We start from the raw sequence: 12,360 nt of genomic DNA, 5'->3' as shown, positions 1-12,360 counted from the left end.
CCCACCGGCAGGCCCGCCGACGTGCGCCCCAGCGGGAACACCACGACGGGGCTCCCCGTCGCGTTGAACAGGCAGGTGAACCCGCCAAAGGCCTCCAGGTAGTCGCGAGGCGCGCCGTCCACGTCCAACGGCGCCCCGAAAGGCGTGTGCGGCGGCGCGGCCGTCATCGCCACCGGCACGAGCCACGCGTCCCAGCCGGACAGGAAGTCCTCCAGCAGTCCGATGTGCACGTCCCGCCGGCTGAGCGCCGTGCCGTAGCCCGTCATGTCCACGCGGGTGCCCTGCACGATGGCCTTCGCCAGCAGGTCGCGCTCGTAGGGAAGGAACTGCTGCTGGTAGCCCTCGCGCACGGGCGGAGGCAGGGGCGCGCCCACCTCGGCGCCCTCCATTAGCCCCCACACCTCCACCAGGTCCGCGAAGTCCTGCCCCGGCGGCACGGCCTGATCCACCACGACGCCCTCCGCGCTGGCAGCGGCGATGAAGCGCTGGAACAGCTCACGCGTCTCACGGTCGGCCTGGAAGGGCCCCAGCGTGTCCGCCCACGCCAGCCGCAGGCCCCTCAAGGCCCGGGGCTTCGCCGCCCCCACCGGCACGACGGGCGGCACCTCCGGAGCGCGCGGATCCGCGCCCTCGATGAGGGACAGGATGAGCCGCACGTCCGCCACCGAGCGCGCCAGCGGCCCCGCGCACGCCATGTGGCGCACGTGGCGCGGCCCGCCCGGTGGGTCCGGGATGTGGCCGAAGGTGGAGACACGGTGCTCCGTGGGCTTGATGCCCACGATGCCGCAGCAGTGCGCCGGCTGCCGGATGGAGCCGCCAATGTCGCTGCCCACCTCGAATGGGGTGAGCCCCGCCGCCACCGCCGCCGCCGCGCCACCGCTGGAGCCGCCCGGCGTGCGCCCCAGGTCATGCGGGTTGTTCGTCCGGCCCCAGAGCGGCCCGTCCGTCTGGAAGTCCCCCGCGAACGGCGGCAGGTTCGTCTTGCCGAAGAGGATGGCCCCCGCCGCCTTGAGCCGGGCCACCACGGTCGCGTCCTGCGCGGGCACGTACTCCGCGAAGGCCGGGTGGGCGGACGTCGTGCGCAGGCCGGCGGTGCTGAACGCGTCCTTCACCGTGAAGGGCACGCCGTGCAGCGGGCCCCACAGCTCGCCCCGGGCGAGCGCCGCGTCCGCCTCTTCCGCCCGCTCCCGGGCCTGCGCCTCGTCCCACGTCACCAAGGCATTGAGCGCGGGGTTGTGCGCTCGTGCTCGGGCGAGGAAGGCGTCCAGCACCTCCACCGCGGTGACGTGACGCTCGCGCAGGGCGGCGGCCAGCTCCGTCGTCGTGAGGGATTCGAGCGCTCGTGCGCCCCCGGCGTGTCCGGACTCCTGAAGCGGGACAGATGACTTCATGTGCGTGCACTCCCCCCTGAGGCCGGCCCCGGCGGCGCGGCCCTCCCATGCACCCGGTTCTACCAATTCCTCAGCGCGCCCGGACCTGGGGAGCCGGCGACACCACGTAGGCGGACGCGGAGTCATCCACCTTCACCTTCGGTGGACGCCGGGACTCCTCGAAGAGGCGGTAGCCCGGCTCCAGGCCGCGCCAGAAGGCCTTGCGCGCGTCGGTGACGCCGGAGAGGGCCTCCAGCGCCGCCAGCCCCGCCGCGTCCAGCCGGCGTGGGAAGAGGTGCACCGGCACGTCGCGGCCCATGCGCGCGCGGGCCTCGGACACCATCACGTACAGCTCCTCGATGGGGCCGTCCTCGATGGCCAGGCAGCCGATGCTCACGCAGTCGCCGTGGATGTAGATGTCGCCCCCGGGCTTCGCGGCGCCCAGCTTGCGGTCCAGCGCGTTCGGGTAGCTCACCCGCAGGGACAGGTGGTACGCGCTCTTCGGGTTGAAGAGGTCCACCGTGTAGAAGCCCTCCGGGACCTGCAGGTCGCCCTGGGCCCGCTTGGGGCCCACGTCGCCGGAGGCCGCGCAGACGGGGAAGGTGCGCACCTTCACCAGCGGCTGGCCCGGCTTGCCCGCCCAGACCTCCAGCTCGCGCTCGACCTTGAAGGCCCGAAGGTAGAGCTCCTCCGGCGGCCAGGACAGCCCCGCCTCCTTGAACGTCTGGATGAGGCCGGCCGTCTGGCGCTTGCGGGCCGCCGCGACCCGGTCTTCCGCGTGGGCGCACAGCGAGGCCAACAGGACACCCCACGCGAGCAGGATCTTCATGGGCGGAATGCTCCTTTCGTGAAAACCGTTTGACGCCGGGCGGACGTCAATCCGGTCCCTGGGCAGCGGTGGGCGCCGAACAGGCTATAGGCACGGGGGCACCCCTGGCCCCCTGCTTCCCAAGCTGCTAGCAAGCGGTACGTGGGCTTTCTGGATGACGTTCAGCGCAACGGCGATGGAAACCAGGAGCCACCCGGTGTTCTCATCTCCAACGTGCATCATGGCGAGCAGGGGCCGCCGGTGTGCGCAGCGACTGTTGCTCCCCGCCCCGTGCCGTTCCGGCCTTTTGCTTAAGAATGAATGACTCCCTCGAGACCCTCCTCGCCGACGGCATCATCGACGCCGTCATCGGCCAGCTGAAGACGGGGAAGGAGGCGGAGGTGTGGCTCGTCCAGCACGCCGGCCAGGTCGTCGCAGCGAAGCTGTACAAGGAGCGCCACGAGCGCAACTTCCGCAACAACTCCGGCTACAAGGAAGGCCGCGAGGTGCGCAACTCGCGCACGCGCCGCGCCATGGAGAAGGGCAGCCGCTTCGGGCAGGCCGCCGCGGAAGAGGCGTGGAAGAACGCGGAAGCGGACTCGCTCTACAAGTTGCACGCACAAGGCGTGCGCGTTCCCACGCCGGTGCTGTTCTACGAGGGCATCCTCCTCATGGAGCTGGTGCGGGACGCGGAAGGCCAGCCCGCGCCCCGGCTGGTGGAGGCTCCGCCCCAGACGCCCGAGGAGGCCGAGGCCCTCTACATGGACCTGCGGGCCCAGGTGGTTCGCACCCTGTGCGCGGACCTCATTCACGGGGACCTGTCGCCCTACAACATCCTGATGAGCGGGTCCGGCCCGACCATCATCGACTTTCCGCAGACGGTGGCGGCGGCGCGCAACAGCCAGGCGGAGTTCTACTTCCGCCGCGACCTGGACAACGTGCGGCAGTTCCTGGAGGGCGTCTCGACCCGGCTGGCGGGCCGCGCGGGTGACACGGGCGAAATCTGGAACGCGTACGTGCGGCGCGAACTGACGCCGGAGTACGTGCCGTCGGGCGCGTTCCGCGAGGCGCCGCGCCGGCAGGGTGGCACGGGCCGTCAGTCCTCCCGGCAGGAGCGGTTCCTCCAGCAAGAGGAGGCCCGGCGCAACGAGGTCCGTCCGGCTCCGGCGCCCGTGGTGGAGGTGGAGGAAGGGCTCAGCGCGGAGGAGGCGGAGCTGCGCGCGCTGGAGGCGCTGGTGCTGCGCCAGGGTGGCGGCGAGCGTGGGCGGCCCATCGTCACGGCGAGCCCGCGCGATGGACGCCGGCGCGGTGGGTTTGGTGGCAAGCCGCCGCCGCGCACCGGCAATGCGCCGCGGCCCGGGAACGGTGGGCCCCAGCAGAACGCGGGAGCGCGCCCGCCGCAGGGTGGCGGCAACAACCGGCCCAGCGGCAACAACAACGGGCGTCCGCAGCAGGGCGGGCCGCGCAACGGCGCTCCGGCGCAGGGCGCGAGTGCACCGGTGGCGCAGGGCGATGCGCGCATGAACGGCCGGCCGCAGCAGGGCGGGCCGCGCAACGGCAACCCGCGCAGCGATGGACGTCCGCCGCGCCAGCCCAACGGCGAGGCGCGCATGAACGGTCAGCCGATAGGCGAGAACGCCCAGGCGCCGCGGCAGAACGGCCGGCAGCCACGCACGAACGGGCAGCCTTCTGGCGAGAACGCTCAGGCGTCGCAGCAGAACAGCCGGCCGCCACGCACGAACGGGCAGCCTTCTGGCGAGAACGCTCAGGCGTCGCAGCAGAACAGCCGGCCGCCGCGCATGAACGGGCAGCCTTCTGGCGAGAACGCTCAGGCGTCGCAGCAGAATGCCCGGCCGCCGCGCATGAACGGTCAGCCGATGGGCGAGAACGCTCAGGCGTCGCAGCAGAACAGCCGGCCGCCGCGCACGAACGGGCAGCCTTCTAGCGAGACCGCTCAAGCGTCGCAGCAGAACAGCCGGCCGCCGCGCACGAACGGGCAGCCTTCTAGCGAGACCGCTCAAGCGTCGCAGCAGAATGCCCGGCCACCGCGCATGAACGGCAAGTCCCGCGGCGGTGAGGCGGGCATGAACGGCCAGCCGAGCATGAACGGGCAGCCCTCTGGCGAGAACGCTCAGGCGTCGCAGCAGAACAGCCGGCCTCCGCGCATGAACGGCAAGTCTCGTGGCGGTGAGTCGGGCCCGAATGGTCCGTCGCGCCAGAACGATCAACGGTATGTCGGCGAGGCGGCAGTGAACGGCCAGCCTCACGGCGGCGAGTCGGGTGTGAACGGCCAGTCGCAACCGCAGAACGGCAACGGTCGGCCGCCTCGCAACGAGTGGCGCGCGAATGGGCGTCCGCAGCAGAACGGCGGGCCTCGCCAGGAAGATCCGGGGGCGCAGTCGCGCATGAACAGCCGGCCTCCGCGCAACAACGGCTCCTTCCAGGACGGCGCCCCGCAGCAGACCGGCGAGCCGCGCCAGAATGCCCGGGGTCCGGGCTCGGGTCCCCGCGAGGCGCGTGGCAACCTGCCCAACAACGGGCCCCGGACGCCCCGTCAGGGCCCGGAGCGCGGCGCGGGACGTGCGTCCCGGGGTTCCGCGCCCCAGGTGAGCTACGTGGCCCGTCCGCCCGCGGCCTCGTCCTCGAACCCCGAGACGGGCTCCTCCTAGCCTTCGGTCGGGGGAGCCCCCTGCCGGGCCTCCCCGCCAGCGGCGCACCGCGAAAACCTGTCCGACAGTCGGACAGGTTTGGAGGACGCGAGGCAGGCCCCGTCACCCACCGTAGTCGGGTCCCCCGGCGACGGCCGGACCGCGAAAACCTGTCCGACAGTCGGACAGGTTTGGAGGACGCGAGGCAGGCCCAGGCACCCGCCGTGGTCGGATCCCCCGGCGACAGCCGGACCGCGAAAACCTGTCCGACTGTCGGACAGGTTTTGAACCGCGCCGGCCGGGAGGCGCCGCGCCCTACTCCGCCTTCACCGGCGGCTGTTCGCGCGACAGCTCCTCACGGAAGAACCGGCTGCCCTTCGCGAGCGTCTCCATGTACGGGCGCACGTCCTCGCGGGCCTCCGGACTCAGCGCCGCGAACGGCGTCACGTGCGCGTCCGGCACGTAGCGGAACGTCAGGTTGATGCGCCGCGTGCGGAAGTCCGGCAGCTCCGGCGGCATCACGTGCCCCGCGCGCGTGTCCACCCGCTGCACCCGGTGGAACGTCTGTTCCTTCCACTGCGCCCCACCAAAGAGCTGCAGCGCTCCGTCATCCAGCCACTGCTCCAGCACCACCGCGTCCCGCTCTCCGGGCCGCGTGGACGTGACGAACTGGATGAGCGCGCGCTCGCCCAGGGACAGCGACGCCACCGGGCCCGGCTCGAAGTCCTTGTGCTCGCCCACGCGCGCGGTGTCCACCCAGCGCCCGTCCTCCAACCGGCTGCCGTAGAAGTTCACCAGGCACGTGTTGAGGTGCCAGCCCTGCGGCATGTCCAGGCCCCGGAACATCCGCCGCGCCAGCGCCTCCACCTTCTCAATCTGCCGCTGCAGCACCGCCGGGAACGGCTCCGCCTTCACGCAGCGGTTCTGCACGCCCTTCGGGGGCCGGTAGTAGTCCAGGCACGCGAACTGCCAGTTGCCCAGCCAGTACACCGGCCTGAGCAACCGCCGCTGCTGCTGGCCTTCCGGCGGTGGGAAGTGCTTCGAGTAGCGCTCCTCCCACAGCGGGTGCAGCGTGCCCAGCCACGCCAATATCTCCGAGCGGTCCGCCGAGTTCAGGAAGCTCGCGTTGTAGTGATGGCCCGGCGTGCGCTGCGCGGCCTTGCGCGCCAGCGGGGAACCCGGGCCCCTGCGGGGAGGCAAGGCCATGCGCTCAGGTCCTCACGCCTCGGAGGCGGCCACGTCCAACGCCAGTTCGATCATCTCGTCGAACGTCGTCTGACGGTCCTCCGGCGACAGGTGCTCGCCGGTGCGGATGTGGTCCGACACGGTGAGCAGGGACAGCGCCCGCGCGCCGAACTCCGCGGCCACGCCGTACAGGCCGGCGATCTCCATCTCCACCGCCAGGATGCCCATCTTCTCCAGCGTCGCGTTGAGCGCTTCCTGCGGGTGGTAGAAGAGGTCCGAGGTGAAGACGTTGCCCACGCGCACCGGCTTGCCGCGCTTCTCCGCCGCCTCCACCGCGCGCCGGGCCAGCGTGAAGTCCGCCACCGCCGGGAAGTCGTGGCCCATCACGCGCATGCGGTTCACGTTGGAGTCCGTGCCCGCGCCCATCGCCACGATGACGTCGCGCAGCTTCACGTCCGTGCGCAGCGCGCCGCAACTGCCCACACGGATGAGCACCTTCGCGCCGTAGTTCTTCACCAGCTCCGTCGCGTAGATGGAGATGGACGGCACACCCATGCCGTGCCCCATCACCGACAGCCGCTTGCCCCGGAAGGTGCCGGTGTAGCCCAGCATGTTGCGCACCGCCGTGACGGAGCGCGCGTTCTCCAGGAAGCGCTCGGAGATGTAGCGAGCCCGGAGGGGGTCGCCCGGCATGAGGATCACTTCAGCGAAGTCACCGGGAGACGCGGAGATGTGCGGAGTTGCCATGGAAGCAGAAGCCTTTCAGCGCCCGGTCGACAGACCGGAGGGAACACCCGTGGGAACGGCCACCGGCGTCGGTGCCGGCGCGGCGGGAGTGCACGGGTTGGGCAGCTTGCCCGAAGCCGCGGGCGCCGTGTTCACCAAAGCGGGGGCCTGCGCCTGGGGAGGCAGCCGGCGCGCCGGCAGCTGCACCGGCGGGGGGATGGGGCAGTGCGTGCACGGGCCCTTCAGCGGAATCACCAGCCGCCGGCCAATGCTCAGGAACGTGTTGCGCATCCTGTTGGCCTTCTTGATGGCCACCACGCTGGAGTTGTGACGCAACGCAATGCCACCCAGCGTGTCCCCGTTGCGCACCTTGTACATCATGAGGTTCTGGTCCGGCTGGAGCGCCAGCAGCGGCGCCACCCGGCGGCCCAGCTCCTGCGCGCGGCCGTTGAAGAAGCGCACGTGGAAGTGGTCGCGGTGCCGGCGCGCGTGTTTGATGAGTGAGTTGAAGCCCGCGTTGAACAGCGAATCCAGCCACACCTTGTCCTCGCCAATGGACAGCGCGTAGTCGTACAGGACCTTCATCACGCGCTTGTCCACGAGGATCATCTGCACGTCGGTGTTCACCACCAGCGAGCGGACCAGCGCCCAGTTCATGGCCACGTCGATGTAGCGCTCCCGCTCGCGCTCACGCACCGGCTCCGCGGTCGGGTAGTAGAAGCCGAAGTCCACATCGCGGCCGTTCTGGTGGCTCTTGTGCGGGCGCAGGTAGCCGCCGTCCTTGGTGGACAGGCGGTTGACACGCAGCGTGGGCACGTTCGGGTACTGCGCGCGCACCGCGCGGATGGCGGCGGCCACGTAGTCCACCGTCTCCTGCGTGCCGTAGGCGATGTCCGGCGACACCACGAGCCAATCCTTGTCATCCGGCACGCGCACGCTGTTGAGCTGCCGGCCGCTCTCCACGAAGCCGATGGACATGGAGCCCAGCGTGGCCGGGTCCTTCTTCCACGCCTCGGTGAGTGCCTCGTCGGACAGGTCGGCGGTGTACAGCGGCCCCGAGGGCGCGGCGGGCGCGAGCGGAGCCTGCATCTCGCCTTCCTCGCTCACGCCTTCGTCGTCGGTGGCCGCGGTGGCCTCGTCGTCCTCTTCCTCCGCGTCCACCGGGCAGGGGTTCTCCCGCACGGCGGCGGCGGTGACGACGGCGGCGACCTCCGCCGGGGAGGGCATCGCGACAGGGGCCCCGGACGCGCTCACCGCGGGCGTGGCCTGGGGCTCGGCCGCGGCCGGGGCCTGCGCGGGCGGCGTCGCGGCCGGCGTCTCCACGGGCGGCGTCGCGGGCGAGGCCTGCACCGGGGCCGGCGCCGGAGCGGGCGCCGGGACAGGGGTGACGACACGCGCGGCGCAGCCGGCGCAGAACAGGAGGATCAGGAGTGAGGAACGCACCGGGCCGCAGGATGGCCCGAGATGCCCGGGTCACCAAGCGCGGAGCGCGATTTTGACTGCGCGTGCGCACCCCTGCCTGCCTGCTTCAATCGCTCCGTGTGAAGCCTTCCGCTTCGAGCACCTGCGAGGCACGGCGAGGCGAGAGCACGTCGAAGGGCAGCCGCCGTCCGCCGCTCATGGACAGCACGCGCTGGTCCTTGCTCACCAGCCATGAAGCGCCCGCGCGGGCCGTCAGCTCCAGGAACTTCTGATCATCCCGGTCCCGGCACGGAGGCAGCTCCACCGGAGTGCCCTCACCGTCGGCGATACGCACGAGCGCGCCGTACGCGTCGCGCACCATCCGCTGCGCGTCCGCCGTCAGCTTGAACGAGGGATAGGCGAGCACCAGCGCCAGCTCCTTCAGCGTGTGCCGGTCCACCCACGCCGTCAGCGCGCCCGAACGCAGCGCCTGCGCCAACGGCCGCGTGAAGACGTCGTCAAAGACGAACACGTCCAGCACCACGTTGGTGTCCAGCACCACGGAACGAATGACAGGCGCAGCGGAAGGCGTCTTCACGGTGAAAGAACTTTCCATCACCAACACCGCGGACACAACCCTGTCGTTTCACGCGTCAATCACAATGCACGGAGGGTCCATGGCGGAAACCAGGAATAACCGACAAGAATGCATCTCGCTGAACCCCTCCCCCTGACCGGCCCCCGCCGGTGAAAGGTCTGTCCATGAAGCCCTCGCCCCGTTCGCTGTGTCTGACGTTGCTGAGCGCCGCTGCCCTGCTCGGCGGCTGTGGAGGCGAGGAGGCGCCCACGCCGCGGGGTGAGGGCGTCGTGGTGCCGCCGGCGCAGACGGAGGTCGCCGGCAACGGGCTGAGCGCGAGCGCCGCGTATTGCGACGACGTGACGACGTGGGACCCGGCCTGGGTGAAGTTCGAGACGGACGTGCTCACGCTCATCAACCAGCGCCGCGCCGCGGGCGCCACCTGTGGTGGTGTGGCGAAGCCGGCCGTGGGCGCGCTCACGACCAATGACAAGCTTCGCTGTGCGGCGCGCAAGCACTCCAAGGACATGGGCACGAACAACTTCTTCAGCCACACGGGCTCCAACGGCTCCACGCCGTGGCAGCGCATGGCGTCCGCGGGCTACAGCTACCGCAGGGCGGCGGAGAACATCGCCGCGGGCTACGGCACCGCGCAGGCGGTGGTGGACGGCTGGATGGCCAGCACCGGTCACTGCAACAACATCATGGACGGGGCGCTGACGCAGACGGGCATCGGCTACTACAACGCGCCCTCCAGCACGTACCGCGCGTACTGGACGCAGGACTTCGGCACGCCGTAGTTCCTCCTGAAGGGTGGAGGGCTATGCTTCGCGTCCCATGCCCTCCCCCTTCGCCGAGCACTTCCCCGCCCTGCGGTCCGGCTTCAGCTACCTGGACAACGCGGCGGGAGCGCAGGTGCCCACGCATTGCATCGACGCCATCCATCAATTCCTCTCGGGTGGAAGCTGCAATGTGGGCCAGCCCTACCCCGCCTCCCGCGTGGCCACGGCGCTCAAGGCCCGGGCGCGCGAGGAGACCGCGGAGTTCCTCCATTGCCGGCCCGACGAGGTGATGCTCGGGCCCAGCGCCACCGCGCTCACCTTCCAGGTGGGCCGGGCCGTCTCACGCCTCTTCCAGGCGGGCGACGAGGTGGTCATCTCCGAGCTGGAGCACGAATCCAACGCGGCCCCGTGGCGCGCGCTGGAGGCGCAGGGCGTGAAGGTGACGACCTGGCGCGCGAGCTGGCCGGAGGGACGGCTGGAGGCCTCCGAGCTGCGCAAGCTCGTCACGCCGCGCACGCGGCTGGTGGCGGTGTCAGCGGCGGCGAACTCCGTGGGCGCGACACCGGACGTGGCCGCGGCGGCGGAGGTGGCGCACGGCGTGGGCGCGTGGCTGTTCGTGGACGCGGTGCACTCCGGTCCGCATCACCTGCCGGACGTGCGCGCGTGGGGCGCGGACTTCGCGGTGTTCTCTCCGTACAAGGTCTTCGGTCCACACCTGGGCTGTCTGTTCGTGCGGCGCGAGCTGCTCGCGGGGCTTCCGGCGGACAAGCTGTGGTTCATGCCGGATGACGGTCCGCAGAAGTTCGAGCCGGGCACGGCGAACCACGAAGGCTGGGCCGGATGGTTGGGCTCGCTGCGCTACCTGCGTGAAGTGCTGGGCGGCGGCCAGCCGGGACGTGAGGGATTGACGCGGGCCTTCCAGCGCATCGAGCAACTGGAGCAGCCACTGCTGGAGGCCGCGCTGGAGCAACTGTCCCGGCACCCGCGCGTGCAACTCTACGGACCGAAGACGTCCGCCGGGCGCGTGGCCACCTTCTGCTTCAACGTGACCGGCGTGTCGCCGCGCACCGTGGCCGAGCATCTGGCGGAACAGGGCGTGGGCGTCGCGGCGGGGCACTACTACGCGACGATGGCCGCGGAGGCGCTGGGGCTCATGCCTGACGGCGCGGTGCGCGCATCGCTGCTCCACTACAACACGGCGGAGGACGTGGGCCGGCTGCTCGCGGCGCTGGATTCGTTTCCTTGAAATCAGCCTGTAGACAGCAGCCAGAGTCAAACCAGACACACCAAGGACCTGACTCACCCGCATTGTATTTCTCGAAACCACCGGTAGAGTGATTCGCCTCACCCCACGGCGCACGAGAAATCCATGCAACAAAAAGGCAGTTCCTGGCTGCTCTGCGTAGCATTGCCCTTCCTTGCCCTGCTCTCCGGTTGCGCCTCGGAGACGCGCCCGGTTGCGACGGGCAGCGTCCACGTGAGCACCCTCGCCCAGGACCTGGCGTCCTCCGACGTGGCTCGCGTGGAACTGGCCATCACCGGGCCGGGCATGACGCCCCTCAACGCCACGCTGGAGCAATCGGGTTCTCAGTGGACCGGGGTGATTGGCAACATCCCCGCGGGCGCGGACCGGACCTTCAGCGCCCAGGCCTTCGACGCGAGCGGCACCGCCATCTATGAGGGCCAGGCGACGGGTGTCACCATCCAGTCAGGCCAGACGGCGGTGGTGGTGCTCTTGCTCCAACAGCGCACCGCCCCCACGCCCTTCGAGAACAGCGCGCCTCGCATCGGCGGCATCTCCGCGTCCACCTACCAGGTGCGCGCGAACCAGACGGTGACGCTCAGCCTCTCGGCTTCGGATGCGGACGGCGATGCGCTCACCTATGCCTGGACGGCGGATGGCGGCGCCTTCGGCAATGCCTCCGTGGCGAACCCCACCTGGACCGCGCCCGCGACACCTGGCAACTACTCACTCGATGTCGTCGTCTCCGACGGCCGGGACGCGCAGTCCGGCGTGACGCTGCGGATCGCCGTGATCCAGGACACAGGGAACGCGAACGTGGCGGTCTCGTTCAATACCTGGCCCGTGGTGACACAGGTGAAGGGCACGCCGTTCGGGCAGGTGGCGCCCGGTGGCACCGTGACGCTGGACGTGACGGCAACGGACGCGGATGGCGACGCGCTCACCTACGCCTGGAGCGATGACTGCGGCGGCGGCTTCAGCACCACCACGGCTGCGCACAGCGTCTGGACGGCGCCAGCCTCCGAGCCCACGGGCGGTCAGTGCAAGGTGATGGTCGCGGTGACGGATGGCCGCGGCGGTAGCACCGCGGGCACGCTGCGGCTCAATGTCATCCAGCTCCAGGTGCCGACCCTGCCGCCCGTCATCGGGCAGGTGTTCCAGTCCGCGGCCGTGGCCCGGTTCGGAGAGACATTGCGCCTGTTCGCCACCGCGACGGATCCGGAGGGAGCGGCCCTGACGTTCACCTGGAGCGCCAGCGGAGGCACCCTGGCCACGCCCGTCACCACCGCGAATCGAAGCGAGATCGTCTGGATGCCTCCGGCGAATACGGGAGGTGCTGACATGACCCTCACGTTGGCGGTCGAGGACGCCAGCGGCCAGCGGACGACCCAGGTGTTCACGGTCCGGGTGGAGATCTGCATCCAGGCCGTCACCTCCCATCTCTTGACGACGAATGACTTCTCCACGCCCCTGAATGTGACCTACGGCATGGTGGGCGGCGGAGGCGGAGGGGTGACCCTGGAGACCGGTGGCACCGGTGCCGCGGCGGCGGGCAGCTTCACGTGGGGCGCCGGGGAGAACCTGGAGGTCTTCGTCGGAGGCGGCGGGGGGTATGGATAC

At 70.7% G+C, this 12,360-nt stretch carries 10 protein-coding genes; 4 read left to right on the top strand and 6 right to left on the bottom strand.

The genetic code is table 11. From position 1 onward, the window contains the following. Both D7Y21_RS36060 and D7Y21_RS36055 read right to left on the bottom strand, forming a co-directional pair. The coding region (locus tag D7Y21_RS36060) for an amidase (protein ID WP_158627402.1) at positions 1-1,391 on the bottom strand (1,391 nt) is incomplete at its 3' end. Between the two features lie 70 nt (positions 1,392-1,461). Next, on the bottom strand, positions 1,462-2,199 hold the full coding sequence (locus D7Y21_RS36055; protein WP_121718099.1) for a murein L,D-transpeptidase family protein: 738 nt from the start codon (positions 2,197-2,199) through the stop codon (positions 1,462-1,464). A gap of 296 nt (positions 2,200-2,495) precedes the next feature. Here D7Y21_RS36055 and D7Y21_RS36050 point away from each other — a divergent pair, with 296 nt between their 5' ends. After that, on the top strand, positions 2,496-4,847 hold the full coding sequence (locus tag D7Y21_RS36050) for an RIO1 family regulatory kinase/ATPase (protein ID WP_121718098.1): 2,352 nt from the start codon (positions 2,496-2,498) through the stop codon (positions 4,845-4,847). Between the two features lie 294 nt (positions 4,848-5,141). Here D7Y21_RS36050 and D7Y21_RS36045 read toward each other — a convergent pair whose 3' ends face one another. From D7Y21_RS36045 to D7Y21_RS36030, 4 genes are all read right to left on the bottom strand, one after another. Next, entirely contained in the window at positions 5,142-6,032 is an 891-nt protein-coding gene (locus tag D7Y21_RS36045; protein ID WP_121718097.1) for an alpha-ketoglutarate-dependent dioxygenase AlkB, read from the bottom strand. Between the two features lie 12 nt (positions 6,033-6,044). Next, positions 6,045-6,758 (bottom strand): purine-nucleoside phosphorylase, encoded by a 714-nt coding sequence (gene deoD, locus D7Y21_RS36040; protein WP_120563514.1) that lies wholly within the window; start codon positions 6,756-6,758, stop codon positions 6,045-6,047. Between the two features lie 15 nt (positions 6,759-6,773). Then, the gene (locus D7Y21_RS36035; protein WP_120563515.1) at positions 6,774-8,180 is read right to left on the bottom strand and encodes a LysM peptidoglycan-binding domain-containing protein; all 1,407 of its coding nucleotides are present in this window, start codon (positions 8,178-8,180) and stop codon (positions 6,774-6,776) included. A gap of 85 nt (positions 8,181-8,265) precedes the next feature. Beyond that, positions 8,266-8,736 (bottom strand): putative toxin-antitoxin system toxin component, PIN family, encoded by a 471-nt coding sequence (locus tag D7Y21_RS36030; protein WP_233591556.1) that lies wholly within the window; start codon positions 8,734-8,736, stop codon positions 8,266-8,268. Positions 8,737-8,900: 164 nt separating this feature from the next. Here D7Y21_RS36030 and D7Y21_RS36025 point away from each other — a divergent pair, with 164 nt between their 5' ends. The 3 genes from D7Y21_RS36025 to D7Y21_RS36015 all read left to right on the top strand — a co-directional run. Beyond that, a complete protein-coding gene (locus D7Y21_RS36025; protein WP_120563516.1) occupies positions 8,901-9,515 on the top strand; it encodes a CAP domain-containing protein in 615 nt (204 codons plus the stop codon). Between the two features lie 37 nt (positions 9,516-9,552). Then, the gene (locus D7Y21_RS36020) at positions 9,553-10,743 is read left to right on the top strand and encodes a cysteine desulfurase-like protein (protein WP_121718096.1); all 1,191 of its coding nucleotides are present in this window, start codon (positions 9,553-9,555) and stop codon (positions 10,741-10,743) included. Positions 10,744-10,974: 231 nt separating this feature from the next. Beyond that, positions 10,975-12,360: Ig-like domain-containing protein (locus tag D7Y21_RS36015; RefSeq protein ID WP_121718095.1), on the top strand; the 1,386-nt coding region annotated here is incomplete at its 3' end.

Origin of the sequence: Corallococcus sp. AB045, from assembly GCF_003668895.1 — a bacterium.
In the GTDB taxonomy this organism is placed as follows: Bacteria; Myxococcota; Myxococcia; order Myxococcales; family Myxococcaceae; genus Corallococcus; species Corallococcus coralloides.
This window is presented reverse-complemented; position numbering and strand designations above follow the sequence as displayed.

What these genes read in the sequence shown, in the direction of transcription:
- D7Y21_RS36055 (WP_121718099.1), bottom strand. Translation starts at nt 2,199, where the DNA reads ATGAAGATCCTGCTCGCGTGGGGTGTCCTGTTGGCCTCGCTGTGCGCC.
- D7Y21_RS36050 (WP_121718098.1), top strand. Translation starts at nt 2,496, where the DNA reads ATGAATGACTCCCTCGAGACCCTCCTCGCCGACGGCATCATCGACGCC.
- D7Y21_RS36045 (WP_121718097.1), bottom strand. Translation starts at nt 6,032, where the DNA reads ATGGCCTTGCCTCCCCGCAGGGGCCCGGGTTCCCCGCTGGCGCGCAAG.
- deoD (WP_120563514.1), bottom strand. Translation starts at nt 6,758, where the DNA reads ATGGCAACTCCGCACATCTCCGCGTCTCCCGGTGACTTCGCTGAAGTG.
- D7Y21_RS36025 (WP_120563516.1), top strand. Translation starts at nt 8,901, where the DNA reads ATGAAGCCCTCGCCCCGTTCGCTGTGTCTGACGTTGCTGAGCGCCGCT.
- D7Y21_RS36020 (WP_121718096.1), top strand. Translation starts at nt 9,553, where the DNA reads ATGCCCTCCCCCTTCGCCGAGCACTTCCCCGCCCTGCGGTCCGGCTTC.